This window comes from Niveibacterium umoris, from assembly GCF_014197015.1.
Classification (GTDB): Bacteria; Pseudomonadota; Gammaproteobacteria; order Burkholderiales; family Rhodocyclaceae; genus Niveibacterium; species Niveibacterium umoris.
Genome location: NZ_JACIET010000001.1, coordinates 130,399 through 156,740, shown reverse-complemented (window position 1 = coordinate 156,740; position 26,342 = coordinate 130,399). Strand labels below are relative to the sequence as shown.

Sequence of the window (26,342 nt, the reverse complement as noted above, 5' to 3'; positions counted from 1 at the left end):
CCACGACCTGACGCCCTGTGCCGATCATGGCTCGCAGACTGAACGTCCGCCGCGCGATTTTCGCTGCGGTGCTGTTCGGTCTGCTGGTGCCGGGCATACTCGTCGGCATCGTAGGTGGCCAGCGCATCTATGCCGACACGCTGCACGCCCGTACCGAAGAGGCGTTGAATCAGTACGGCGACGTGCTCGCGCTGGGCCTGCAGGAACCCTTGTGGGCCTTCAATCCTCAGGCAGCCCGCAAACTCATTGAAGCGGTCATGCGCAGCCCCGATGTCGAGAACGTTCAGGTGCTCGACAGCAACCTGGGCGTATTCGTCGAGGAACAACGCCCGGAACGCAAGACTGGAACGCGGTACCAGACCACGCGCACGATCTTCCACGATGAGCGGCCGCTGGGCACCGTCCGCATCGAGATTTCCGACGTGCAGGTCACCCGTGCGTTGAACGCGCAGCTGTTTGCCTTCATCTTCACGCTGCTCACGCAATTCGTCCTGGCCTTCGTGCTGATTGCGATCGTGTTGGAACGTCGCCTCGTCCAACCGCTCAAGCGCGTGGGTGCGGAAGCCGACCGGCTGGCGGCGGGGTCGCTGGACACGCCGATCATCGCCCACTCGGACGACGAAATCGGCGCAATCGAGAACCGCCTCGAATCGACCCGACGCGCGCTCAACGACTTGCTGACCCGATTGGGTGAAAAGAATCTGCAGCTTGAAGTCGACCTGGTCGAACGACGTCGCGCAGAAGACGCCGCGCAGCGCAGCGAAACCCGGATCCGCTCGATGGTGGCGCAAAGCCCGATCGCGATCCTCGAGATCACGCTCGATGGCAGCATCCAGGCTTGGAACACCGCGGCAGAGCGCATGTTTGGCTGGCCGGCGGGTGAGGCGATCGGGCGCGGAATCGATTTCCTGCTGCCCGACCACACGGATGTCGGCGCCGCGTGGTTCACGCGAGCCGACACCGACGACACGGGCGGCTGGCGTCGCGTGCTCGACGTGATCCGGCAAGACGGTACCCGCATCACCTGCCAGTGGCACAACAACATCGTTCGCGACGTCGCTGGCCTGCCTCAATTGATCGTCGCCATGGCCGAGGACATCACCGAGCGCCTGCGCGCCGAGCGCGAGAACACGCTGCTCGCGCAAGTGGTCGAGCGCACCACCAACCCGGTCATCATCACTGACGCCGCAGGCGCCATCTCCTGGGTGAACGCAGCCTTTACACGCCAGACAGGCTGGCTGATCCATGAGTCGGTGGGTCAGCATATCGGCGCCCTGCTCTCTGGCGCCGATACTGACCCGGCGGCGCGACAGAGGCTGGCGGCCGCCTTCGCGCGTGGGCAGGCGGTACGCGAGAGCGAGATACTCAATTACGCGCGCGACGGCCGGTCCTATTGGGCCCAGGTCGACGTCCAGCCGGTATTCGACGATCGCGGCGCTGTCGTGCAGTTCATCGAAGTCCAGACCGACATCACCGAACGCAAGAAAGCCGAACTGCGCATTCGCGAATCGCGACGCATGTTGCAGAACGTGCTCGACACGATCCCGGTCCGGGTGTACTGGAAGGACACGGCGTCACGCTACCTCGGCGCCAACACCTTGTTCGCGCGCGATACCGGACTGCCAATTACCGCCCTGATAGGCCAAAGTGACGCCACCCTTGGCCGCGCCGGCGCCGCAGAGACTGAAACCGACGACCGCGCAACCATGGCCAGCAGCGTTCCGCGCATCCACAAGGAAGAGGCCTATGTCGCCGCGGATGGCAGCACCCGCTGGCGGCGCAGCAGCAAGGTCGCGTTGCGCGATGCGGACGATCGTGTGATTGGCGTGTTGGGCGTCTACGACGACATCAGCGATCGCAAGGCCGCGGAACAAGCGCTGGCGCAGTCCGAAGCGCGGTTGCGCGCGCTCATCGACTATGCCCCGTTCGGCGTCTTCGAATATGAACTGGGCGACGGCGACCTGCTGGTGCTGATCACCACCAACCGGGCCGCCGACCGCATTCTTGGCATCGACTGCGCACGGCTACGCGGGATCACGCTGGAAGTCGCCTTCCCCAATCTCGTGGGCACGCAGATCCCGGCAACCTTCCGGCGCGTTGCCGAAACCGGCGAGCGTTTCGCCAGCGACGACTTCACTTTCGAAGTCGGCAATCGCAGCTTGAGTTTCGATGCGCACGCCTTCCAGACCGCGCCGAATCGGGTCGCGGTGCTGTTCCGCGAAGTCTCTGACCTGCGGCGCACCGCCAATGCCCTGCGAGCGCTTGCCGAGGCGGGCGACACTGGAAATGACCCCGACTTCTACCGGACGCTGCTTTCGCTGTTCTGCGATGCAGTGGGCGCCCGGCACGCCACGCTGGCACTGCAAGACGCGGGCGCCTGGCACATCCTGGCGACGGTCCCGGCAAACGATTCGCCCGCGCTCGATTCCCCACTGCTTGCCGATGTTCTCGCAGGCGAGCAGGTGCTGGTGCCTGACCTTGCCGAAAACGCCAGCAATCGCAGCGGCAGCAGCGAACAGCCCGTTGGCGGCTATCTCGCGGTACCGCTCACCGGGGCGGGCGGTCAGGTGGTCGGCGTGCTGACCGCTCACTTTGACAAACCGATTACCAACCCCGATCTCGCGCGCTCGCTCGGCGACGTTTTTGCGCTGCGCGCAGGAACCGAACATGCCCGCCAGCGAACGCTGGGCGCCCTCACCGAGAGCCAGGAAAAATTCTCGCTCGCCTTCAACGAGGCACCGGTGGGCATGACGATCGCCCGCATCAGCGACGGCATGCTGCTGGACGTCAACCGCGCGTTTTCCGACCTCTTCGGCTACGCGCATGAAGAAGCCGTGGGCAAGAACGCAATCGATCTTGGCCTGTTCGCACAGGCGGAAGATCGCATCGCCTGGGTGCGCGAGGTCGCGCAGAAGGGTTTTGTTTCCGGCGCGGATCTGGACATGCGTACCAAGACCGGCACACCGCTGAAGACACGTACCTGGGCCCGGATCATGCCCAACACCAATGACGGGACGATGCTGGTGAACATCGTCGATGTCACCGCGCAACACCGCATCCAGCGCCAGATCGAGGAGCTCAATCGCACACTCGAAGCGCGCGTCGAACAACGTACCAGCGATCTGCAACAGACCCTCGAGCGCTTGCAACTCGCGCAGGACGAGTTGGTGCGCGCCGAAAAGCTCGCCGCGTTGGGCGGCCTGGTCGCCGGGGTTGCGCACGAACTGAATACGCCGATCGGCAACAGCATGATGGTGGCCAGCACGCTGCGCGATTCCACCGAGGGGATCCACTCGCACATGAAGACCGGCATGCGCCGATCGATGCTGGAAAGCTACCTCGATGAGGCGGACTCGGCCACCGACATCCTGCTACGCAACCTCCACCGCGCTGCAGAGCTGATCTCCAGCTTCAAGCAGGTGGCGGTAGACCAGGCCAGTGAGCAACGCCGTGACTTCCTGCTCGACGATCTGGTCAACGGCATCATCGTCACCCTGCAGCCCACCTTCCGTACCACCCCCTTCAAGGTGCGAACCGACGTCGCCAGTGGCATCCGCTTCGATAGCTACCCCGGACCACTTGGCCAGGTGCTGACCAATCTGATCGCCAACGCGATCATCCATGGTCTGGAGGGGCGCAGCAGCGGCGAGATCACGGTCAGCGGGCGCGGCGAACACGGCGGCGCGGCAACGCTTACCGTGCGTGACAACGGCTGCGGCATCCCGCCGGAACACATCAAGAAGATCTTCGACCCCTTCTTCACCACCAAACGCGGCCGTCAAGGCAGCGGGCTGGGCCTGAACATCGTGCATAACATCGTCACCGGCATCCTCGGCGGGCAGATTTCCGTCGACAGCAGCGTCGGTGTTGGCACCTGCTTCAACATCACGCTCCCCTGCATCGCCCCCCGCAAAGGCGAAGCGCCACCCGCCTGATCCGCTACAATGCCCGCCCGCCTGCCCGAATGGCGAAATCGGTAGACGCTGCGGACTTAAAATCCGCTTCCGTAAGGAGTACGGGTTCGAGTCCCGTTTCGGGCACCAATAGATCTTCCAGATTGATCCAGCAGTTTCCGCAAATCTCAATGGCACCAGGGCTTACGACCTGACATGCCTCCAATACACCCCACCAAGATCCGTTGACATCCAGCGGCATCCGACGGTCATCAGCGTACGGAACAAGCGCGTTACCGCCATGTCACTTGCCGACACCGCCTTCGCAGCGCGAAGGCGGGAGAGTGGGCTATCAAGATGTCCGATGGCGGCGGACAGCATCCTCTGCTTTCGCGACGACACCGTTACCGAAGCCAAGTCGCCATCCCTCCGGCATTTTGCAATTCATCACAAATGTCGCTTTTGGCGTTTTAGGCATTTCAGATACACTGCGCGCCTTCGAAATCGCCATTGGTATTCTTTTTATTCATACCAGTCGCAGTCCACGCGCAAACCATGAAAAGACAACTCACTCATCGCAAGGCCACCGCGAACACTCTGGCGCTCTATGTCGCGCTTGCCGCAACGTGTAGCGCCACTGCCCTCGCCATCGTTGGGTTCGCGCTCGCCACATTCGACGGCGTTATGGGGTTAGTCGCTTTGCTCGGCGCCTTGCTGGTTGCACTCTTGCGCTGTGACGCCATCTTGCGTCGCGCATCGCGAATCGATGGCAAACGCCTTGATGCTGGCTCCTATCCAGCGCTCCATCGCCTCGTCGAAAAGGCGTGCTTGCGTACCGGAACCCAGGCGGTGGACGCAATCGTCCTGGTGCCAGACTTCGGTGTGGCCGTGATCCAGGTGCCGCGCCTGTTCGCGCGCAGTCGCCGCAGCTTGGCAATTGGTATTGAATTGATGCAATCGGTGGATACGCGCACTTTCGCGATTGCGATCCAGCACGCCCTTGTCAGCAGCCACGGCAAGATGGGCACCCTGAATTGGCTCGGGCGCCAGCGCAACGCGCTCTCCTTGATCGAGCAGAGCCTCGCCCACATGGGCCCTGATGCACTCGTGTGCCGTCCGTTGCTGACCCACGCCCTTGCCAGTCATGTCGCTCAGACCACCATCCTGCTGCGGGAACTGACGCTTGGCGTAGATCGCCAACTCTCGCGCGGCTCGAGCACCCGGCGGATCGCACGCGCAATTGCACACCTGAGCACTCAGGAGCGCCTGCTCGCCGACTTCTTCTGGGCGAACTACAAGGCTCGCGCGAACACCGAGGCGCACCCTGCGTACCTCCCTTACACCGGGATCCGTGTCGCAGTGGATGTATCGACACCCATCGAGAGACAACGCGCGCTTGCACGCGCCCTGGCCGATCAGCCCAACGAGGCATCGCCGATCCCGACGCTTCGCGAGCGGATTGACGGCCTTGGGGAACGACCGAGTCACGAAAGCACTGAAAAGGAGCACACCCCGGCAGCGGTTCGCCTGCTTCGCGAACACTACGCTGCGATCGTGACCGCCTTCAACCGCAACTGGCTTACCGACAATCTCACAAGCTGGGCCGAGCAACATCAATTGCACAAAGTGACGGTCAAGCCCCCGCTTTCGCGGCAACCGCAGCCACAGAGCGCCGTGGCGCCGCGCAAGTCCAAGCAAACCGCTCACGACCTGCGCATGGCCACGCACAGCGTGAATGAGTTCTACGTCCGCTCGAACAATCTGCACCAAAGCGGCGCCGCATCCGAGGCGCTCGCCGAAGCAGAGCGCTGGGCCAGCGCTGTAATTTCCAGCAACGCCGCGGTCGCATTGGCCCACTGATTCGTCATCAACTGCCGTCGACGACGGCCGCCAATGAACCCCAAGTCCAGTGAGTCAAGCAATGAACACCCCTCAAATCCTTTCTGCAGGCGCGCGTGTCCGCATCCTGCGCTCGCCTCCTCTTACATCCCCGCTCGGCGCGCAAGCGCAGCGCCTGGGCACCCTGGTGCGCCCCAACCGCTTTGGTGGCTGGTACGTAGCTGTCGATCGCCACGGCAAGGCCCCGCTGCTCGCCTTGGCGTGGCCGCACGAAATCGAGCCACTCTGAACCCGACCGATACCGGCCAATCGCGCCTTTTCCACGCATAAGCTCCGACCTGGTCGCGCCACCGCTTACTTTCCGTCGCACGCCAAGCCTGAGCCAAGGCCTCACCTGCTCCACCCATCAAGGGGATCCGCTGCAGCAGCCACAAGACTTATGTGGCGTCGCCGCTAGTACCACTCAACGCCGGCACAGGCAGGACAGCATCCGTCCAAAAGCTGCGGCACCTTTGACCTGTTGGCGTCGGCGCAGGAAAGGCTCAGCAACGTAGTCCTGCCGGCCCTGACAGCAGTGGATGCGCGGCGCGAACACGCTGAGCGCAGCAAGCAAACCGTTTGACACCTCACTCAAGACCAGGGATCGCTGGGGTAGCACGCGCCGACGTAAGTGTTTAGCTGCAGCCCGAGTGCGTAAAACCCGGCAGCCACGTCGCTGTTTTCGTGGCGCCCCCCGCCTCCTGCAGGCCACCAGCACGTCGCGCCGAATGGCAGTTTTCGCGAGCCGGGTCGTGAAAACTCCTTGCACCGTGAGCCTCACGTCATTTCCAAGCAGACCAATACAACCCTTCACAGCCCAGCGGGATACCACTTCACACCAGCGTCCGCGGAAACCCTGCAAGATCACGACCTAAGTAGTTACCCGCACGCAAAAGCTAAGTCGTTGTTTTTTCGACATCTCCACACTCCAATGTTGATGCCAATGGCATCGCCAATCGCGAACAAGTGTGAAAAATGGTTAATACCTGCCGCTTTACTGGTATTTAATTGTCGATTTTGTTATTTTTCTCGTCATTCGAGGTTTAACCACTTTCAGACGGCGACGCCGCCACAGGAAACAGAGGACTTTCAAATGAAGAACACCTTAGGGAAGCATGCAGCACCGGTCGCACGCACTCTCCTTGCGAGCGCATTGATCGCCTCGGGCGTCGCCCACGCTACCGATGTGGCCCCCTACTTCTATACGTGGGGCTTCGGTAACGCGGCTTACAAGACCAACACGCTGATGGGCGCGCAGGCCAAGGGCGTAAACAGCGCGACCCTCGCCTTCGTGATCGCCGGCAACGGCTGTGTTGCCACCACTGACGGTTCGAGCAACGCGATTACTGGCGCGATGAAGAGTGATATCGCGTCGTTCCGCCAGGCTGGCGGCAACTTGATCATCTCCTTCGGTGGCGCCAACGGCACCTACCTTGAGGCGGCCTGTACCGCAGACCAGATGGTGTCCCAGATTGATGCGCTGATCGTCAGCTCGGGCATCAAGACCCTGGATTTCGACGTTGAAGGCGGCGCCGTCGGCAACAAGGCGGCCAACACGGTCCGCTCGGCCGCGCTCAAGACCCTGCAATCCAAGTACCCCGATCTGAAGGTTTCGTTCACCCTCGCGGTTGTGCCGCCGGTTACCTACAGCTGGGGCACCGATCCGGGCGGCCTCTCGGCCGACTCGGTGGCAGTGGTGCAGTCGGCCGTGAGCGCCGGCGTCAAGGTCTCGCGCGTCAACATCATGGCGATGGACTACGGTTCGTACTCGACCAACGGCCGCACCGACCTCGGCCAGCTTGCCATCGACGCCGCAGTGCGCACCCGCGAGCAGATGCGTCCGCTCTTCCCCGGTTATAGCGAGGCCCAGCTGTGGGATCTGATCGGCATCACGCCGATGATCGGCATCAACGACGTGGCCGCCGAAGTCTTCACGCAGGCGCATGCCCAAACGGTGGCCGCCTTCGCCAAACAGAACGGTGTTGGCCTCTTGTCGTACTGGGCGATGCAACGCGACCAGGCAGGCAAGGGCGACCTTGCGCTGTTCAGTGGCGTGAACAACAGCGACCTTGAGTTCTACAACATCTTCAAGACCGGTCAGAGCGCCAGCACGATCACGCCGACGCCCACTCCGGCTCCGGCTCCCGCCCCTGCTCCGGCTCCTGCTCCTGCTCCTGCTCCTGCTCCGGCTCCTGCTCCGGCTCCTGCTCCGGCCCCGGCCCCGGCTCCGGCACCGAGCGGCGCGTGCGCGCTGTGGGCACAGACCGGCAATGCCTACGTTGTGGGCGATGTCGTCAGCTACAACGGCGCCTTCTATCAGGCGATCGTGAACTTCACCAACTACGCTGGCGCCAACTGGTATCCCAACACCACGCCGACGCTGTGGAAGCCGGTTGCCAGCTGCACCGGAACGACGCCTGCGCCGACGCCGGCCCCCGCTCCGGCCCCCGCTCCGGCCCCCGCACCTGCTCCGGCTCCGGCTCCGGCTCCCGCTCCGACCCCCGCGCCGGTCACCGGCGTACAACCGTGGTCGGCGTCGGCGGTCTATGCCACCGCCGGCACCCAGGTCAGCTACAACGGTCAGGTCTATCAGAGCCAGTGGTGGACGCAGGGCGATGTGCCTTCGCAGTCCGGCCAGTGGGGCGTGTGGAAGCTGGTAACGACGACCGGCGGCGGCACGACCGCTCCGGCACCTGCCCCGGCTCCGGCACCTGCTCCGGCTCCTGCTCCGGCCCCGGCCCCGGCACCTGCTCCGGCCCCGGCCCCGGCCCCGGCTCCGGCTCCGGCTCCGGCTCCGGCACCTGCTCCCGCTCCGGCTCCGGCTCCGGCTCCTGCCCCGGCACCTGCTCCGGCACCTGCTCCGGCCCCGGCCCCGGCACCTGCTCCGGCGCCGTCGGTTTCGGGCAAACAGGTTGGCACCTACTTCACGCAGTGGGGCGTGTATGGCCGTGGTTATGAAGTGGCCGACATGGTCACCAGCGGCGCCGCCGCCAAGCTGACGTTCGTGAACTATGCGTTCGGCAACATCTACCAGAAGAACGGTGGCTACGAATGCGACATCGTGAACAAGGCCGAACCCGGCGCCACCAACCCGAACGCACCGGACGCCGGTACCGGCGGCGACGCTTGGGCTGACTTTGGTCGCACGGCCGCTCGTCGCGTCGATCCGACGACCACGATCAAGTGGGACGACAAACTGGCCGGAAACTTCCGCGAACTGCGCGACCTGAAGGCCAAGTACCCGAACCTGAAGGTGATGATTTCGCTCGGCGGCTGGACCTGGTCGAAGTGGTTCTCGGCGGCCTCGCAGACCGATGCGCTGCGCAAGCAACTGGTGTCGAGCTGTATCAACACGTACATCAAGGGCAATTTGCCGGTCATCGATGGCCGCGGCGGCGTCGCTGCAGCAGCAGGTGTCTTCGACGGTATCGACATCGACTGGGAAAACCCGGGTGGTGGTGGCCAGCCGTACAACACGGTATCGACCGCCGACAAGCAGAACTACACCCTGCTGCTCGCCGAGTTCCGTCGCCAGCTCGATGCCCTCAAGGCAACGACCGGCAAGAGCTACCCGCTGACCGTGGCGATCAACGTGGGCAAGGACAAGATCGACCAGACCGAACCGGGTAAGTACGCCCAGTACGTGGATTGGATCAACATGATGTCCTACGACTTCCACGGCGGCTGGGAATCGTCGGTGACCGACTCGCAGTCGAACCTGTATGCGGATCCGGCCAGCCCGAACATCAAGGCCGGTGGTGCGCTCGCCACCTACACCGTGGATAACGCGGTGAAGAACCTGATCGCAGCCGGCGCACCGGCCTCGAAGCTGGTCATGGGTATCCCGTTCTACGGCCGCGGCTGGCAGAACGTGCCGGCAGGCGCCAACGGCGACGGCCTGTACCAGTCGGCCGCTGGCGGTGCCGCTCCGGGCCAGTATGAGGCGGGCATCAACGACTACAAGGTGCTGATGAACCTGTCGGGTATCCGCAAGATCCACCCGGTGACCAAGCAGCTGTACCTCTACACCAGCGACAAGCAGTGGTGGAGCTACGACGACACCACCGTGATCGGCACCAAGGTCGATTACGTGAAGGCCAACGGCCTGGGCGGCATGATGTCCTGGTCGGTCGATGGTGATGACGCCAGCGGCACGCTGCTCAACGCGATGAGCAAGGTTCGCCAGTAAGCAAGGTCTCGCGGGTGGTGGCCGATGCCACCGCCCGCGGTTTCAAGCGGTCTCGCAGAGACTGTTTGAAACCGCGAGAGACCGCACCGCATTCGGCGCCGGGATACGCACACTCGCTGCCTGCCCACCCCGCACCGGTAACGTCTTCTACGCAGCATTCCGCCGCATGCCGCCCGCGACCGCTTTCGAAGCCACGTCGCGATGGCGCGACCGATTTGACGGTCAGACAAGTGGCGTCCACAAATGTGATCGTGTCGTCCGGAACGCCGCACGGCACGAAGGAGAAATCCATGACTTCGCTTGATGACCGCTGGCATGCCTGGTTGCTCGACAATCTGGCGCGCGGCTGCAGCCACGAGAGCATCGTGATCGCCATGCTGGATGCCGGATTCGAACCGGCCTTCGCGCAGCAGTCGGTGGCAACCTACGCGCGCTTCGCTGGCGTGCCCGCCTATCAGTACGACGCCTGTCCGGTAGCGGCCGGCAACCGGATCTATGCGCACGACCGCGAGGTCGAGGTGATTGCGCGCTGCGCGAAGCCCCAAGTGGTGGTGTTCGACAAGGTGCTCACCGACGAAGAATGCGCGACCCTCATCGCGCGCTGCCGGGCACGCATGAACCGCTCGACCATCATCGACCCGAACAGCGGCGCTGAACAGGTGATCGCAGAACGCACCAGCAGCGGCGCAGCGTTTGCCCGTTGCGAAGACGAACTGATCGAACGGATCGAGCGACGTCTTGCCGCGCTGATGGCCTGGCCGCTCGAAAACGGCGAAGGGATGCAGGTCCTGCGCTACGGCGTCGGCGCGCAGTACACGCCCCACTTCGACTATTTCCCGCCACAGGATCCGGGCAGTGCAGCGCACCTTGCGACGGGTGGGCAGCGCGTCGCCACGATGGTCCTCTATCTCAATGACGTCGAGGCAGGCGGGGCCACCGTTTTCCCCGATGCAGGCATCGAAGTCGCGCCGCGTCGCGGCCGCGCGGTGTACTTCCGCTACGCCAATGCGGCGGGCCAGTTGGACCCGCTCAGCCTGCATGCGGGCGCACCGGTCACCGCCGGCGAGAAGTGGATCATGACCAAGTGGGTGCGCGAGCGCCGCTACTGAGCCGCCGCCAGGGCATGCGCGAGCCCTGAACGCACCCGCCGTATTCGCACCACCGCCCTGGCCAGACACGGCCGGGCGAAACAGCGAGCCTGCAGCGCCTCCGCGCGCACGTGACATGGGCCATCGACGCCCTGCAGGTCTTGCCGAACCCAGGAACAACTGTCGTGACACGCCTAGAGAACACCAAGATTGTCGAGATCACCGGGGGCGCCAGCGCCTCTCAACGCCAGCTCGTGCGCGAAATGCAGGATCTTTTCAGCCGCCATCTTTCGGACTGGCTCGCTCAGGTGCGCACGCCGGTACTCGTAGCCCTCTATGAACAGGCCGCGAACGCCACCTCGTCCCGCGAACAGGAAGACGCCATCGCGCTGTGCCGGATCTTCGAGAGCACCTGGAGTGCATTCCCCGCCGTATTCATGCGTCATGTACGCAACGGTGTGGCGCACGCGCGCGCTGACGAACGCGCCTTTGGCGACCTTTATCTGTTCGACGACGCGGAGATGGAAAATTTGCGTCTGGCCAATGCCGTCAGCGGGCCGCTGCGCGAAGCCGCCGGCGAAGAACTGCACGCACTCGATGAGCGTATCGGCGGCCTGCTTGGACTGCCGCGCGCGCAGCATGCCTTTGGCAACCCGATGGGTCCGACGCGACTGAGTCACGCGCTGATCGAAGGCTGCAAGGTGGTGGACGCGCCGCCTGCCGTGCGCGACGCATTCGCCCGCGTGGTCGCGAACCGCCTCGCGGTCGATCTACCAACCGTCTATCAGGAAATCAACGCGGAACTCGCTGCCCGTGGCGTGGGGATCGAACGAACCCGCGAACGCTTCATCCGCAAGCATCCGACGCTCGGCAGCGGCGCGCCCGCCAGCATCGAGCGTCACCGCAACGCAGCGATCGCGCTGCACGACGCACTCAAGGTGAACGAGCGCAAGCGTCTGGCCACGGGGAAGCCGTCGGAAATGTCGAAGATCTGCAGCTACCTTCACGACGCACTGGCCGAACCTGCGCAGGGCACCGACGCAGCCCCGCTCGCCGTGATGCTGAACTCGGCCCCGTTGAGCACGGCAAGTGCGCCGATTCGCACCCTGCTGAGCCTCGCCGACGAGGTCTTCGCAGGTTTGCTCGAAACACCGGATCTTCCGCCCATCGGGCGTCGTCTCCTCGCCGCGCTGAAACGTCCGCTGATGATCCTTGCGCTGAGCGATGAAGCACTTTTCGCGACCGCGACACACCCCGCGATCCGTCTGATCGACGCCGTCGTGGATGCCAGCAGGCGTTGCAACGCAAGCGTCGACGGTGGCGACAAGGTGAGCGCACGCCTGAACGCAATCGTTCAACAACTGCATGCCGATACGGCGCCTTGCTCGGCCCACTTTGTTGAAGCGCTGGCCTCGCTCGAAGCCTTCACCGCGGCACGCGACCGCGCCGAAGCCGCCGCATCGGCCAGCCTGCTGGCGACGATCGAGCGCAACGCGCGCGACGCCACGGCGCTGAAATCCGCGACCGATCTGCTGCGACCGCTGTGTGCCGGGCCACTGCCCGAAGAGATGCGCAACTTCCTCCTTCATGCCTGGATTCCGATCATCCAGGCCGCCATCGTGTCCGGAGCGCGAGAACGCGAACTGGGCATTCTTCACGGCATGGCAGCGCGCCTGGTACGCACGGTGGATCCGGCGCAAACGGATGCCGAACGCGCCGAGATTCGCGCCGGGCTACGCGCGCTGATCGAAGAAGTGACGCTCCAACTCGAAGCCAGCGACCTGCCTGCGGAGGTCTGGGCAGTTCCTCTCGCCGCGCTGCTGCCCGTGCAAATCCGTGCCCTGCAAGGGCGCCCGATCGAAACGCGATGCAGTGATCTGCCCTCACTCATGCCGGCAATGCAGGCGCCAGGCCAGCATCCGCAGCGGATTGGCGTCTTCGAGGTCACCGAAGTGCCTGACCAAAGCCCTGATGACATCACCGATTGCCTCGCCAGGGAGGCACTTGCCGCCGCTGGCAACCTCGCACCTGGCGATTGGGTCGTGTTCGCTCGCGATGACGGGGCGCCCGAAGTCATGCAGCGCCTGGTATGGACAAGCAAGGCCGGCGACCATCATGTCTTCACGAGCTTTGAGTCGGCACAGGCCACCAGCGTTTCATCGTCGGCGCTGGCAGCGATGTTGCTGAAGAATCGCGCTCGTCTGGTCGCACGGAGCACCCGGTTCGACGCGCTCGCCTCTGCCGCGATGACGCGGCAGCCGGTGCTTGACGCACCGGCCATCCCGGTGCCGCTGCGCCCGCGTGCGGTCAAGGCCTGACTTTCCGGACGACACACTTGCCGGCCCCTGGTGGCGCCACTGCAATACCGCACCGATATTTTTGGTATTGCAGTGGTTCCTGATCTAACTTCGTCGAAAAACCATTGCGCACGGCCGCAATGCCTTATGCTGCAATTCACCAAGAAGATTGCAGAGTGTCAAATCAAGTGTCTGCTGGTGTCCATTTGGTATTCGTGAAATGGCGTTTCTGTTAAATTTGCCATATTCGTAATTTGACGCGAACGCGCGCGCTTCGCCTACCCACATCAGGACACGCAACATGCCCACCGCCACCCCCGTCTGTGTCGCCCGTTTTGCCATTTCAACGCTGAGCACCGCGCTCGCGCTGGCGTTCGCGTCGCCCGCCGGCGCCGTCAACACGGTCGCCGGATGGCCGAGCAACCGGATCGCCCACGGCGGCGTCATCAACGGCGGTACCGAACTGCCGCTGCTGCAGCAACGCCCGGTAGACTCGCTTTTCACGTACGCCGGCATCGGCGGTGACGGCGATCCCGGCCGCATCATCACGCGCGACTCGAAGATCGATCAGATCGTGCAACAGATGCGCTCGATGGAGGCGAACACCGGCAACAAGCAGATGCTGACCGTGGTGTTCTACAACATCAACGGCAGCGGCGGCACCGACCCGCTGGTGGCCGACCTGGGCAACAGCGCGCCGGACACCCTGCTGCAGAAGCACATCATCAACTTCATCAGCATCGCCAAGCAGCTCGAGGGTTACAAGGACACCTACCACCCGGTGCCCGCGACGCTGCTGCTATCGCCCGATTTCCTCGGCGAACTCCACAAGCAGTGCCAGCAGTACTACTGCCCGGTGTCGCCGGAAATGGCGGTCCCGCTAGCGGACGCGATGAAGCAGGCATTTGCCTACCTCAACCTCGATCCGTCGCGGATCCCAGCGGAATTCCTTGCTTCCGGCACGACCATCAAGGATTACCTGCGTGCCATCAACTGGATGAGCCGCACTTTTGCACCGAGCGTGCCGTTTGGCTGGCAGGTCAACGTCTGGGCCGGCGATGAAACCGGCCACGGCTGGTTGCACAAAGCGGCGAATCAGGATCCGACCGCCATCCAGACCCATGTCGATGCCACCGTCGCCTTCCTGAAGCGGATGAACGTCATGGGCAACGCCAATGCGGCGTACAACCCCAGCTTTGTTGCCTTCGACAAATGGGAACGCGACGTTTTCGACGCGGGCCTTGGCGGCGCTGGGGTGTCCAACGGCTACCTGTACAGCACCAAGGACCTCGACGTGATGATGAAGTACGTCAAGGGCGTTTCAAGTGCGTTCAGCAACATCCCGGTGATGCTGTGGCAGATTCCGGGCGGCCACCTGCAAACCAGCGGCGATATCGACGCCCGCCTCAACCATGGCTCGACCGAGGCGGACTACTTCCTCGGCAACCCTGCGGTATCTGACAACCTGGCCAGCGTCGCGAGCTACATCACGACGACGGCGATGCCGAACCCGGCCACCAACCCGACCTACCGTTCGAACGCGGCGACGGTGCGCGATTACCTCGCCTGCCCGAGCACTGCGGCCGGTTGCTGGCAGAAAGGCCATCTTGCCGACGCGGCGGCGGCCAACGTGTTCGCGATCCTCTGGGGCGGCGGTTCGACCACCTCGGTTGCCGGGCTCTCGTCAGCGCTTGACGACAATGGCTGGCTCTTCAATCGCCTCAAGGTGCTGGGCCTGAACAACGGCAACGGGTCTTCGGCGCCAATTGCTACCAGCAGCACCGCAGGGGCAAGCAATCCGGCCGGATCGACCGGCAGTTCCGGGTCGACGGGCAGCTCTGGCTCAACCGCCAGCACGGGCTCAACCGCCAGCACGGGTTCAACGGCCAGCACCGGCTCGACGGCCGGCTCCACCGCCACAGGCGGCAGCAGCACCGCATCTTCCGGCAGCACTTGTCAGGTCTGGCAGCAAACCGGCAACACCTACAAAGCCGGTGACGTTGTCAGCTACAAAGGTGCGAGCTACACCGCGCTCGTCGGCTTCGTGAGCTACTCCGGCTCGAACTGGTACCCGGACAAATCGCCGACCTTGTGGAAGGCCGGCGGCACCTGCAGTGCTTCGACGGGCGGCGCCGCCACCGGCAGCACCGGCTCGACGAGCAGCACGACGACCGGCACGATCGGCAGCGGCACCAGCACGGGCGGCACCGCCGGGTCAGGCACCGGCACCAGCTCAGGCAGCACCGCTGCTGCCGCGGCGCCCGCGTGGTCCGCCTCCACGGTCTATGCCACCGCCGGAACGCTCGTCAGCTACAACGGCGCGCTGTACAGGAACGAGTGGTGGACGCAGGGCGACGTGCCGTCTCAGTCCGGCCAGTGGGGCGTGTGGCGTGTGGCCCCGGCGGCTGCGAGCGGCACCAGCGGCACGAGCTCGAACGCGACCGGCGGCACCGCCACCGGGAACTCGACCAGCACCTCGACCAGCAACGCCACGGCATCGAATAGCGGCACTTCCGCCGGCAGCGGCACGAACACGACGACAGGCAGCACCGCCACGACGCCGGTCGTTGCCACCGGCGCGGTGAAGTCTTCCGGCACCCTGCAGTTCCACTACCTGCTCGGCGCCGGCACGCCGCAAGACCAACTGGTGCTCGACGGGGAGCGCTACACCGATCTGATCATGTCCAACATGGTCGCGGGTGTGCTGTACGGCCATCTGATCCGCGAACACATCCCCGGCATCCAGTTCAACAAGGACTATCTGTACGGTTCCATCCTCGGCCAACTGCTGCAGGAAAACATCGCCACCCAGATGTACGAGCCGACCAGCGATCTGCTGGCACCGGCGGCGGATCAGCAGAGCGTGATGGGTGTCGGCCAGGGCGGCCCTTACCAGATCAACAACTACGCGGCAGACATGGTGTCGGGCTCCTATGCCCCGGCCGGTCACTCGCTGATCAACTACATCGCCTTGCAGAAGAACATTGGCTACAAGATGGCCGATGCGGCGACACAGTTCCAGAAGCCGACGCCCGCCTCGTTCAATAACAAGTTCTACGGGCCGGTCGTCACTGCCTACTTCCACTACACCGATCTGCTCGCGCTGATCGAGACCGGAAAGGGCCCGGGGGGCTGGACCACGCCGTGGCAGCCCAACTTTGACCAGGGGATCGAACGCTTCAAGGCGCTTCCGGGCAACTTTCTCGACATCCTGCTGAACGTGGCCTACAACCAGGGCTCCTATGGGCCACTGATGAAGGAATACAGCCAGCTCGCCGCGACGGCGACGGCGCAGACGGTTGAAGACCTCAACAAGTACAGCCGCGTGTGGGGGTCGAAAGACACCTACCAGCAGTACCCGTATCAGGTGCGCGACTACCTTGACCAGTTGTATGGCAAGCCGGTACCCACTTCCAGCCCGACCACCCTGGCCGCGTCGAACATCCACGTCGCCTTCCCGATGACGACCCTGGCGACGGTGTTCTCGAAGGTGTTCCAGACGCTCGCCTATGTCGATGCCAACGGGGGCTACGTCTACATCCCGGCGGCCAAGGCGGATGCGGCGTTCAAGGCGGCCCTCGCCAGCAACAGCGTCAGCACTACCGATTCGCTGGATCTGAGCACCACCACCGACCGGGCAAGAATCTTCGCGGTGTTGGAATCGGCGATCGCAAACCTTTCGACCGGGCTCAACGCCAAATTCACGGCGACCACCAACGTCGGCCTCTGATGATGCCGCGCCGTGTTCCCGCAGAGGAACACGGCGACTCACGCCCTCAACGCGCCCCCGACCACCCGGCTGATCCACAGTCTTGTGCGCCGGGGGGCTGGATCGCACACGCGGCATACCCGCGTTGCGCCGCCGTCAGACGGTCGAAGATTGGACGATCCGGCCCATTGCGGGCCGCCGCCCGTTCAAGGGATAGAAACGATTCGTCCCTGCCTTGTCTCTGGCCATGTGCAGGCGCCCGCCAGTTTTCGTACGGCGCGGCGCTGCTGCCATGAAGGCGAAGAATTACCGGGCAAATTTGCCCTTACTTCCCGCTTCGATTGTCCGTTATTTGCAGCACGATCCACGCTAACGAGGCGCAGTGAGTCGGTAGATCGGTCTTTGGACCGTTTCGACACGCTGCGCCGGAGGACACCCCAGTGAACACATCGCAAGCCAATCGCCGCCCGACATACGCGTTGCATGCCCCGCGAGTGCGCTCGCGCGGCTTCACGCTGCTCGAACTATTGGTTGTCCTGCTGATCATCGCACTGCTTGCCGGCTACGTCGGCCCGCGGCTGTTCGGCGAAGTCGGAAAGGCGAAGGGTCAGACCGCACAGGCCCAATTGAAGGCACTCGCCGATGCAATGGACCTCTACCGCCTTGCGACCGGTCACTTCCCGAGTACCGAGCAGGGTCTGAAAGCCCTTGTCGAAAAACCCGCGGACGAACCCGCCTGGGCGGGTCCCTACCTGGTCAAGGGCTTGCCGCTGGATCCCTGGGGTCGCCCTTATGTCTACGCCCGCCCCGGCAAGGACGGGCATGACTACTCGCTGCTCAGCTACGGCGCCGATGGCAAGGCCGGTGGCACAGGCGAGGATGCCGATATCAGCTACTTCTGATGAAATTCACGGTCAAGGCGCTCGCGAACGGAGCCATCCAGCAACTCGAGATCGAAGCCGCAGACCGGCGCGACCTCGAACGCATGCTTTCGGCACGCGGCCTGTCGCTGGTTTCCGCCGAAAGCCGCCTCGGCCTGAGTTTCAAGCGCCCGCAGTTCTCGCTTTCGCTGTTTACCCAGGAACTGATCGCGCTGCTCACCGCGGGCCTCTCGCTGGTGGAATCGGTCGATACGCTGCGCCAGAAGAGTGACGACCCACTCACGCAACAGGTGCTCGGCGATGTACTCGATGCCCTGCAACAGGGCAAACCGCTGTCGGTCGCAATGGCGCAGCAGTCGCAGCATTTTCCCGAGCTCTACATTGCAACGGTGTCGTCCTCCGAGCGCACCGGCCACCTCGCCGATGCGCTGCGCCGCTATCACCACTACGACACCCGGCTCGCCGCGCTTCGCAAGAAGATCGTTTCAGCACTGATCTACCCGATGGTGATCGTGACGATCGGCGGCGGCATCCTGCTGTTCCTGCTCTTCTACGTCATTCCGAAGTTCAGCGCGATCTACGAAAACATGCGGCACCTGCCGTTTGCCGCGCAATTGATGCTCGAATGGGGCCGCATCGTCGCCGCCCATGGCAACAAGATCGGCCTCGGCATCGCAATGACAATCGCGGGCGCGATATGGGCGCTGCGTACCCCGGCGATCCGCAACCTCCTGCTCGAACACTTCTGGCGCCTGCCGCGCCTTTCCGAGTATCGACGCCTGTTTGCCCTCGCCCGCTTCTACCGGACGTTATCGCTGCTGCTCGCCGGGGGCTTGCCCGTCGTCGCGGCGATGCGACTCACCGAACCCCTGCTGCCAGACGCGATGCGCATCAACCTCGCACGAGCCCGCGAGGAACTGCGCAGCGGTCAGCCCCTGTCAACCGTGTTGAGCCGTCACCACCTGACGACGCCGGTGGCGGAACGCTTGCTCCGCGTCAGCGAACAGAGCGGCGAGCTGGCACAGATGAGCGAGCGTATCGCGGTGTTCTGCGATGAAGAACTCGACAAGGCAATCGACCTGCTGACGCGGCTTTTCGAGCCAGTGCTGATGTTGTGCGTCGGCACCTTGATCGGCGTGATCGTGTTTCTTCTGTACATGCCGATCTTCGAGCTCGCGGGGAACATGCAATGACCTCGGCGCTGACCCTCGACCTCGTGCAACGCCTGCGCAGCGAGAACGCCGGCAACACCGTGGTACTGCCGCAGTTGATACAGGATGCGCTGGGCATCGGGCCGATCAGCTATCTGCACGAAGTCAGCCGCCTGTTCGGCATCAAATCCGCGCATCTGCCCGAACTCGAGCATATGACGCCGCGCTTCGACCTGTTGCCCTTCGCAGAGTGCTACGAACGCAACTGCCTGGTGATGGACGATCCGAAGGATGTGCTGCACCAGATGGCCGCGAACATGCCGGTCGTCGTGCTGACTGACCCGTTCTCGGCAGAGATGCGCAACTGGATCGCCAACCGTCTGCACCGGCGACATCTGGTCGCAATCGCGCATCCCGACGACATGCGTGTGTTTCTCGCCAAACACGAGCGCAAGCATCGCGCGATGGATCAGGTAGAGGTCGGCGACGACTCGGTCGGGGTTGACGAGGGCTCGACCACGATCTCGCTCGCTTCGCTCGCAGGTGACACCCGGCCGGTGGTAAAGCTGGTCAATTCAACGCTCTATGACGCGCTGAAGAACAAGGCGAGCGACATCCACTTCGAAAGCACTGTCACCGGCATCCAGATCAAGTACCGCATCGATGGGGTGCTGCTGGCAGGCGGACAAGCCGGCGGCGTGCAGATCGCCGAACAGGTGATCTCTCGCCTCAAGGTCCTCGCGGAACTGGACATATCCGAGCGACGCATTCCGCAGGATGGTCGCTTCAAGGTCGTGATCAGCGGGCGCGAAGTGGATTTCCGCGTCTCGATCATGCCGAGCATCCATGGCGAAGACGCGGTGCTGCGTGTGCTCGACAAACAGGGCGCCGACGATGCGTGGAAAACCCTGCGGCTGGACATTCTCGGCCTCGACACCGACACCATCGCCCAGATCCGTTCGCTCGCCGCCGAGCCATACGGCCTTCTGCTCGTCACCGGGCCGACCGGAAGCGGCAAATCGACGACGCTGTACGCCACGCTCAGCGAGATCAACTCTGGCGAAGAGAAGATCATCACCATCGAAGATCCGGTCGAGTATCAGCTGCCGGGCATTCTTCAGATTCCCGTGAACGACAAGAAGGGGCTTACCTTCGCGCGCGGTTTGCGGTCAATCCTGCGTCATGACCCCGACAAGATCCTGGTTGGCGAGATCCGCGATGCGGAAACGGCGACGATTGCCATTCAGGCAGCGCAGACGGGTCACCTGGTGTTCGCGTCTGTCCACGCGAACAACGCCTTCTCGGTGATGGATCGCTTCATGAACATGGGCATCGATCGTCACAGCTTCACCGATGCCTTGATAGGCGTTGTCGCCCAACGATTGATCCGTCGTGTCTGCCCGCATTGCGTCCAGACCGACGCACCGAGCGAGGAGATGCTGCGCGCCAACGGGATTCCGCCGGAACGCGTTGCGAACTGGCGCTTCCGCAAGGGCAAGGGCTGCGAGCAGTGCCGCGGCACCGGCTATCTTGGCCGCAAAGCGATCGCGGAAGTACTGCGGACCAACGACGAGATTCGCCAGGTACTGTCATCCAACCGCCCGATCGGCGATCTGCGCGCCGCTGCCGCGCGGGCAGGGTTTGCGCCGCTGCGCCGCATCGCCATGCGCTCGGTGGCGCGCGGCGAAACCACGCTGGAGGAAATCAACCGTGTCACCGTTGTGGGTTGACTACGCACTTGCCGTTTGCGCAGACGAGTTGATTCTCGCTTGCGCAGACCGATTGCGCCCCTCGCGCGTGGCACGTTGGGTGGAAGCTTTTGAAGGCGACATGACGAAGATGCCGGAGCGGCTCGCAGATCTGCTCGGACGCTCGCCACGCCAGACGATGCCCGCCCGCTCGGTCTCGATCCTCATCGGCGCGCCCTGGGTGCAGTATCTGGTGCTCCCCTGGCAGGAGGGCCTCTACACTGCTGCCGAGTGGGAGGCATTCGCACGGCTGGAGTTCGAGCGTCGCAGCGGCATTCCTTCCGGCCCCCTGCGTATTCGGGTAGCCCTTGGTGCGTACGGCGAGGGCCCACTGGCGTCGTGCGTGCCGCAATCGCTGATCGATACGCTTCAGAGCGTCGGCAAGGCCACCGGATTCTCGATCGGCAGCATCCAACCGATGCTCATGCACGCCTACAACAGTTCAAGCCTGCATTTCAGCAGCCGGCGCGCCCCACTTCTGCTGCTCGAAGACGGATTCGCCACGTTCCTCGCCAGTGCCGGCAGGCGCTGGACCAATGCCGTCACCCTTGCAACCGCGCCGCGCTTCGATATCGACCACGTCGTCACCCAAGCGGTCATGCTGAGCGACAGCCCTTCACCACGCGTCGTACATGTTTGCGAGGCGCGCCCCGCCAACGCGCACCAAAGCGCCGGCAGCACTTACAACTACCACCGCCACGGCGGCGCGCATGCGCTGCTTTGGCCGCGTTAGGCCTTGCCATGGCGTACCTTTCACTCGATTTCGGACAAGTGCGGCGGCGCGCGACGCTGGCTGGCGCGCTGGCCCTGCTGGCAGGCTTCGCCGCACTCGGGTGGATCGCCTCTCGCGAAGCGCTGCTGCAGGAACGCACTCGACAGGCGGACATCACATCCGACCGACTCGACAGCCTCAAACGCCAACTCGAAAAGCGCGAGGCACGGATCGTCGCTCCGGACAGTTCCCACCTGCGCGAACTGGTGCAGGCGCAGGCCGACAGTGGCGACACCCAGTTGCGCGCGATCGAGATGCAATGGAGTCCGGACATCGCATTGCTGCAGCTCTTCCTGTCGCCCGGCGAACACCGGATGCTGCTCGAACTTGAATCGCGCACGTTCGAAGATGTGGTCAAGTTTGTCGATCGGCTGCGCGCGAGTGGCAGCATTGCCGACGCCCGCTTGACGCGCCACAACGTCAAGAGCGCCGACCCTCAGAAACCGATCGCCGTGTCGCTCGAGCTTTCATGGGGCAACGAGCCATGAAACTGCAGCCGCTTGTTCGCTGGCATCTGCGACGCGCCTCGACGCACCTGGGTACGCCAGGGCTGTTTGGCATCATCATGACCCTGGGCGCGCTGGTGGCGTACCAGTCACACATCCTGCCGCAGTACGCAAAACTCGCCGAGGCCGAAGCCGATCATGCGCGCGATGAACGCGTACTCCGCGCGAGCCTTGCCATGCCCGTCGGTGGCAAGACGCAGGAACCGGAGTTGCGCCTCACGGCCGACAAGGATTTCGTGCACCTGCAGGAACAGTTGTTCCGCCTGGCCACAGAAGCCTCGCTGACACTGGAGACCGGCGACTACGCCGTTACCAACGAGATTCCGAAGAAACTCAATCGCTACCGCATCTCCTTGCCCCTGCGAGGGGACTATCCTCGTCTGCGCCGCTTCGTACTGGCTGCGGAGTCACTGCCGGGCGTGCGGCTCGAATCGCTGCAGCTCACACGCGGCCAGGTCGGGGATCGCGAACTCGCCGCGCAGATCCAGTTCAGCGCACTGACACGGATCGAGTCGCCATGAACCGCAATTTGCAGATCGCGCTGGGCATCACCATCGCGCTGACTGGATATGCGGCGTGGAAAGAACACAACGCGACCCCGGATGAGCCGGTCGCTGCTGCGAGCCCGGCTGCACGCGAGGTCGCCGCGGAGAGCCAGTCTCCTCCCGCTTCACCGGAGCGACGCGAACCGGGCTCCGCCGGCCAGGCCGCGCCGGAAGCCGTCGACCTGTTCCCCGCGCAGGGCTGGGCCCCGCCAGCGCCGCCAGCACCAAAGCACCCACCGGCGCCGGCAGTGCCAACGCTGCCCTTCGTCGTTGCCGGCCACTGGCGCGACACCACGGACAGCTATTGGGTGCTCAACGGCGAAGGTAGCCAGTTCCTGCTTTGCCACAAATGCGATGCACTCGGCCGCGTCGTACCCGGCGACACCCTGCTGACCTGGCGCCTTGAGGCCATCGAGCCGCGCGAGATTGTTTTCACTTACCTGCCGAAGAACACCCGCCAGGTCTTACCCCTGGGAGAAATGCAATGAGCGTCCGAACGCTGATCATGGCCGCCGCGCTTTTTGCGCTGGCCGGCTGCGCCGCGCAACAGGCGATCCGGGATGCGGGCACGCTGATGGATGCGGGCAAACCTGCCGACGCTTTCAAGCTGCTCGATGACGCGCTGGTGAAGAATCCGGACAGCATCGAACTGCGCACCTACAGCCTGCGCGAGCGCGAGCGCTGGGTCCAGCGCTGGGCGGCCGACGCCGACCGCGCGGTCGCCGCTGGCCAGTACGACACGGCCGAGGCGCTCTACCGCCAGATCCTTCTGACCGATGAGACTGCACCTGCGGGCAAGCTCGGATTGCAGAAGGTGACGCTTGCGCGCAAGCACGAAGCCCAGCTCGCCGGCGTGGATGCCATGTTTGCCTCGAACCCTGACGGCGCGCGTGCGATCCTGAAGGAAATCCTTTCCGAGAATCCGCGCAACAAGACGGCCCGTACCCTGCTGGAACGCCTCGACGCAACCGCGGCGAAAGACACCAATACGCCGGCAAAGCTCGCCACCGCCTTTCGCCAGCCAATTTCGCTGAGCTTCCGGGACCAGAATCTGTCGTCGGTGTTCGACATGATTTCGCGCATCACGAAGATCAACTTCATCTTCGACAAGGATGTTTCTCCATCGCTGAAAGCGACCATCTACGGTAACGACACCACGACGGAAGACGCAATCGACCTGCTGCTGCGCACAAACCAGCTCGCACGCAAAACGCTCAACCAGAACACGGTGCTGATCTATCCGAAAACACCGGAGAAGGAAAAGGAATACCGCGAACTGGTGATGCGGACCTTCTATCTCTCGAACGCGGACTCAAAGGCAGTGGCCCCGATGATCCGGCAGATGGTGCATCCAAAGGAGATCTACAACGACGACAGGCTCAACACCATCGTCGTGCGCGACAGCCCGGAAACCATGGCGGTGATCGAACGCCTTGTTGCGGCGCAGGACCTGCCCCAGTCCGAAGTCGTGCTTGAAGTCCAGGTACTGGAAGTCAACCGGAACGACATCCTCGACCTCGGGTTGCGGTATCCGAGCCCGATCGAGATCACGCCCTATGGCTCAGGCTACGGCGGTTTGACGCCAGCAGGTATTGCCGGCGTACTCACGCTGGAGGAACTCGCGAACGTCAACCGCGGCAATACCCTGGTGAATTTTGGTTCGCCCGCCTTCAAGCTCAGCGCCAACTACAACAAGGGGCACAACAAGATCCTCGCGAATCCGAACATCCGGGTGAAGAACCGCGAGAAGGCGCAGATCCAGATCGGGAACCGCGTACCTGTCGTCACGACGACCACCAACAACGGGGTCACCACCGAAATGGTGAACTACCAGGATGTCGGTCTGACCTTTCGTGCGGAGCCCAACATCAGTCTCGAAGGCGAGGTCACGGTCAAGCTCGGGCTTGAAGTCAGCAACATCGTCAACACGATCACTACGAAGACGGGCCTGATCGCCTATGAAATCGGACAGCGGCGCGCGGAAACCATTCTCGGCGTAAAGGACGGCGAGACGCAGGCCCTCGGCGGACTGCTCGAACGCACGCACTCGATCGAATCCAACGCGATTCCCGGGTTGGGTAACCTGCCCGGACTCGACCGCATCTTCGGCAGCCGCAAGGACACGGATGGCCAGGACGAGATCATCCTGCTGATAACGCCGCGCATCGTGCGCAATCTCAACCTGCCGCCCGGCCACGTAGGCAACTTCAGCAGCGGCGTCGAACAGTCGCCGGACGTCAAGCCGCTGCGCCTGCGGGACGCCCCGCCGGCCGCGTCGGCGCAAGGTCCGCAGGCGGCACAGTAGGCAGCATGATGCGGCTTCTGTTGCACCGGCAGCGCGGCTTCACGCTCATCGAGTTGATGGTCACACTGACCATCCTCGCCGTGCTGGCCAGCGTCGCCCTGCCGCTGACGCAGGTTGCGGCCAAGCGGAGCCGCGAGAACGAACTGCGCCGGGCATTGTGGACGATCCGCGACGGCATTGATGCCTACAAACGCGCTTTTGAGGAAGGGCGCATCCGCCGCTCGGCGGACGACACCGGATATCCGCCCTCGCTTGCGGTGCTGGAAACCGGCGTCACCGACCAGCGCGACAATCGCGGGCCGCGCATCTTCTTTGTGCGTCGCATTCCGCGCGACCCCACCTGCGATTGTCCGGAACGTTCAAACATCGACACCTGGGGCGTGCGAAGCTACGCCAGCACGGCCGATAATCCGCAACCCGGTCGCGATGTCTACGACGTGCATTCACTCAGCCTGGATCTTGGCAGCAATGGCATTCCGTATCGACAGTGGTAAGCGCGGTTTCACGCTGATAGAACTGCTCGTGGTACTGGCGATCATGGCCGCCTTGCTGACGCTCGTGGTGCCGCGCTACTTCGAGCGCGTGGATACCGCCAAGGAGACTGTGCTTCGACACGACCTGATGGTGATGCGCGAAGCAATCGACAAATTCCAGGCAGATCGGGGCCGTTACCCCAAGTCGCTCGACGAATTGGCGCAGCAACGCTACATCCGCGAGGTGCCGCTCGACCCGATCACCAACCGGCGTGATACCTGGCAGATCGTGCGCCCCGAGAAAGGCGAAGGGGTTTTCGATGTGCGCAGCGGTGCCGACGGCAAGGGTGGTGATGGCAAGGAATTCAAGACCTACTGACCGTCGCGCGCAGAGCGGTTTCGCATACGCCTGGGTTCTGGCGTCGGTGCTGGTGCTCGGCGTTTATCTGGTCAAGGTCGCGACCATTGCATCGTTCGAAGACCGCCGCCTGCGCGAACAACAACTGATGCGTGTCGGACTGGCCTATCAGCATGCGATTCGCGACTACTACCGCGCCTACCCGGGGACGGGCAGCCGCTACCCCCGCGCGCTCGAAGACCTGTTGCAGGATCCGCGCATACCCTTCGCGCGCCGCTACCTGCGCCGCGGATATCCAGACCCGATGAGCGACCTCAATCAGTGGGGATTGGTGCTCTCGCCAGACGGCGGCATCATGGGCGTCTACAGTCTTGCCCCGGGAACACCGATCAAGCGGGTGGGGTTCAGCAACGACTTCGCCGGATTCGGCGAAGCGCAGAACTACCAGTCCTGGCGCTTCCAGTACGTGCCAGACGTAGGCGGCATGCGACGATGAGCGCCCCCCGATGCGGCCGGCATCGCTTGATTCCACATTGCCTCTTCGTCACC

At 63.7% G+C, this 26,342-nt stretch carries 18 protein-coding genes and 1 tRNA gene; all 19 read left to right on the top strand.

Annotated features, from left to right (window positions below):
- Positions 1 to 26: 26 nt before the first annotated feature.
- The 19 genes from GGR36_RS00620 to GGR36_RS00530 all read left to right on the top strand — a co-directional run bounded on the left by GGR36_RS00620 (position 27) and on the right by GGR36_RS00530 (position 26,289).
- Positions 27 to 3,935, top strand: coding sequence for a PAS domain S-box protein (locus tag GGR36_RS00620; protein WP_183630769.1), 3,909 nt, complete (start codon positions 27 to 29; stop codon positions 3,933 to 3,935).
- Between the two features lie 23 nt (positions 3,936 to 3,958).
- Positions 3,959 to 4,043, top strand: a tRNA-Leu gene (locus GGR36_RS00615).
- Positions 4,044 to 4,448: 405 nt separating this feature from the next.
- The gene (locus GGR36_RS00610; RefSeq protein ID WP_183630767.1) at positions 4,449 to 5,753 is read left to right on the top strand and encodes a hypothetical protein; all 1,305 of its coding nucleotides are present in this window, start codon (positions 4,449 to 4,451) and stop codon (positions 5,751 to 5,753) included.
- A gap of 61 nt (positions 5,754 to 5,814) precedes the next feature.
- Complete coding sequence (locus GGR36_RS00605; RefSeq protein ID WP_183630765.1) at positions 5,815 to 6,021, top strand: hypothetical protein; 207 nt, start codon at positions 5,815 to 5,817, stop codon at positions 6,019 to 6,021.
- Between the two features lie 843 nt (positions 6,022 to 6,864).
- A complete protein-coding gene (locus tag GGR36_RS22050; RefSeq protein WP_207064347.1) occupies positions 6,865 to 9,960 on the top strand; it encodes a glycosyl hydrolase family 18 protein in 3,096 nt (1,031 codons plus the stop codon).
- A 290-nt stretch (positions 9,961 to 10,250) separates the two neighbouring features.
- Positions 10,251 to 11,069, top strand: coding sequence for a 2OG-Fe(II) oxygenase (locus GGR36_RS00595; protein WP_183630763.1), 819 nt, complete (start codon positions 10,251 to 10,253; stop codon positions 11,067 to 11,069).
- Positions 11,070 to 11,233: 164 nt separating this feature from the next.
- A complete protein-coding gene (locus GGR36_RS00590) occupies positions 11,234 to 13,366 on the top strand; it encodes a DUF1631 family protein (RefSeq protein ID WP_183630761.1) in 2,133 nt (710 codons plus the stop codon).
- Between the two features lie 280 nt (positions 13,367 to 13,646).
- Positions 13,647 to 17,075, top strand: coding sequence for a carbohydrate-binding protein (locus tag GGR36_RS00585; RefSeq protein ID WP_183630759.1), 3,429 nt, complete (start codon positions 13,647 to 13,649; stop codon positions 17,073 to 17,075).
- A 419-nt stretch (positions 17,076 to 17,494) separates the two neighbouring features.
- The gene (gspG, locus tag GGR36_RS00580; protein ID WP_338086601.1) at positions 17,495 to 17,956 is read left to right on the top strand and encodes a type II secretion system major pseudopilin GspG; all 462 of its coding nucleotides are present in this window, start codon (positions 17,495 to 17,497) and stop codon (positions 17,954 to 17,956) included.
- Positions 17,956 to 19,128: a type II secretion system F family protein gene (locus tag GGR36_RS00575; RefSeq protein WP_183630757.1), complete on the top strand. Its 1,173-nt coding sequence runs from the start codon at positions 17,956 to 17,958 to the stop codon at positions 19,126 to 19,128. Before gspG ends, GGR36_RS00575 begins: the two co-directional genes overlap by 1 nt.
- Positions 19,125 to 20,816, top strand: coding sequence for a GspE/PulE family protein (locus GGR36_RS00570; protein ID WP_183630755.1), 1,692 nt, complete (start codon positions 19,125 to 19,127; stop codon positions 20,814 to 20,816). Before GGR36_RS00575 ends, GGR36_RS00570 begins: the two co-directional genes overlap by 4 nt.
- A gap of 100 nt (positions 20,817 to 20,916) precedes the next feature.
- Positions 20,917 to 21,567 (top strand): hypothetical protein, encoded by a 651-nt coding sequence (locus tag GGR36_RS00565; RefSeq protein WP_183630753.1) that lies wholly within the window; start codon positions 20,917 to 20,919, stop codon positions 21,565 to 21,567.
- Between the two features lie 8 nt (positions 21,568 to 21,575).
- On the top strand, positions 21,576 to 22,094 hold the full coding sequence (locus GGR36_RS00560; protein ID WP_183630751.1) for a hypothetical protein: 519 nt from the start codon (positions 21,576 to 21,578) through the stop codon (positions 22,092 to 22,094).
- On the top strand, positions 22,091 to 22,633 hold the full coding sequence (locus tag GGR36_RS00555; protein WP_183630749.1) for a hypothetical protein: 543 nt from the start codon (positions 22,091 to 22,093) through the stop codon (positions 22,631 to 22,633). Before GGR36_RS00560 ends, GGR36_RS00555 begins: the two co-directional genes overlap by 4 nt.
- Positions 22,630 to 23,145, top strand: coding sequence for a hypothetical protein (locus tag GGR36_RS00550; RefSeq protein WP_183630747.1), 516 nt, complete (start codon positions 22,630 to 22,632; stop codon positions 23,143 to 23,145). The genes GGR36_RS00555 and GGR36_RS00550 overlap by 4 nt, the downstream gene beginning before the upstream one ends.
- Positions 23,142 to 24,962, top strand: a complete 1,821-nt coding sequence (locus GGR36_RS00545; protein ID WP_183630745.1) for a secretin N-terminal domain-containing protein — start codon at positions 23,142 to 23,144, stop codon at positions 24,960 to 24,962. The genes GGR36_RS00550 and GGR36_RS00545 overlap by 4 nt, the downstream gene beginning before the upstream one ends.
- 5 nt (positions 24,963 to 24,967) lie before the next feature.
- Entirely contained in the window at positions 24,968 to 25,456 is a 489-nt protein-coding gene (locus GGR36_RS00540) for a type II secretion system protein (RefSeq protein ID WP_242533120.1), read from the top strand.
- Positions 25,431 to 25,814, top strand: coding sequence for a type II secretion system protein (locus tag GGR36_RS00535; RefSeq protein WP_183630743.1), 384 nt, complete (start codon positions 25,431 to 25,433; stop codon positions 25,812 to 25,814). The genes GGR36_RS00540 and GGR36_RS00535 overlap by 26 nt, the downstream gene beginning before the upstream one ends.
- Positions 25,789 to 26,289, top strand: a complete 501-nt coding sequence (locus tag GGR36_RS00530; RefSeq protein WP_183630741.1) for a type II secretion system protein — start codon at positions 25,789 to 25,791, stop codon at positions 26,287 to 26,289. The genes GGR36_RS00535 and GGR36_RS00530 overlap by 26 nt, the downstream gene beginning before the upstream one ends.
- Positions 26,290 to 26,342: the final 53 nt, after the last annotated feature.

What these genes read in the sequence shown, in the direction of transcription:
- GGR36_RS00620 (WP_183630769.1), top strand. Translation starts at nt 27, where the DNA reads ATGGCTCGCAGACTGAACGTCCGCCGCGCGATTTTCGCTGCGGTGCTG.
- GGR36_RS00610 (WP_183630767.1), top strand. Translation starts at nt 4,449, where the DNA reads ATGAAAAGACAACTCACTCATCGCAAGGCCACCGCGAACACTCTGGCG.
- GGR36_RS00605 (WP_183630765.1), top strand. Translation starts at nt 5,815, where the DNA reads ATGAACACCCCTCAAATCCTTTCTGCAGGCGCGCGTGTCCGCATCCTG.
- GGR36_RS22050 (WP_207064347.1), top strand. Translation starts at nt 6,865, where the DNA reads ATGAAGAACACCTTAGGGAAGCATGCAGCACCGGTCGCACGCACTCTC.
- GGR36_RS00595 (WP_183630763.1), top strand. Translation starts at nt 10,251, where the DNA reads ATGACTTCGCTTGATGACCGCTGGCATGCCTGGTTGCTCGACAATCTG.
- GGR36_RS00585 (WP_183630759.1), top strand. Translation starts at nt 13,647, where the DNA reads ATGCCCACCGCCACCCCCGTCTGTGTCGCCCGTTTTGCCATTTCAACG.
- GGR36_RS00575 (WP_183630757.1), top strand. Translation starts at nt 17,956, where the DNA reads ATGAAATTCACGGTCAAGGCGCTCGCGAACGGAGCCATCCAGCAACTC.
- GGR36_RS00570 (WP_183630755.1), top strand. Translation starts at nt 19,125, where the DNA reads ATGACCTCGGCGCTGACCCTCGACCTCGTGCAACGCCTGCGCAGCGAG.
- GGR36_RS00565 (WP_183630753.1), top strand. Translation starts at nt 20,917, where the DNA reads ATGACGAAGATGCCGGAGCGGCTCGCAGATCTGCTCGGACGCTCGCCA.
- GGR36_RS00560 (WP_183630751.1), top strand. Translation starts at nt 21,576, where the DNA reads ATGGCGTACCTTTCACTCGATTTCGGACAAGTGCGGCGGCGCGCGACG.
- GGR36_RS00555 (WP_183630749.1), top strand. Translation starts at nt 22,091, where the DNA reads ATGAAACTGCAGCCGCTTGTTCGCTGGCATCTGCGACGCGCCTCGACG.
- GGR36_RS00550 (WP_183630747.1), top strand. Translation starts at nt 22,630, where the DNA reads ATGAACCGCAATTTGCAGATCGCGCTGGGCATCACCATCGCGCTGACT.
- GGR36_RS00545 (WP_183630745.1), top strand. Translation starts at nt 23,142, where the DNA reads ATGAGCGTCCGAACGCTGATCATGGCCGCCGCGCTTTTTGCGCTGGCC.
- GGR36_RS00540 (WP_242533120.1), top strand. Translation starts at nt 24,968, where the DNA reads ATGATGCGGCTTCTGTTGCACCGGCAGCGCGGCTTCACGCTCATCGAG.
- GGR36_RS00535 (WP_183630743.1), top strand. Translation starts at nt 25,431, where the DNA reads ATGGCATTCCGTATCGACAGTGGTAAGCGCGGTTTCACGCTGATAGAA.
- GGR36_RS00530 (WP_183630741.1), top strand. Translation starts at nt 25,789, where the DNA reads ATGGCAAGGAATTCAAGACCTACTGACCGTCGCGCGCAGAGCGGTTTC.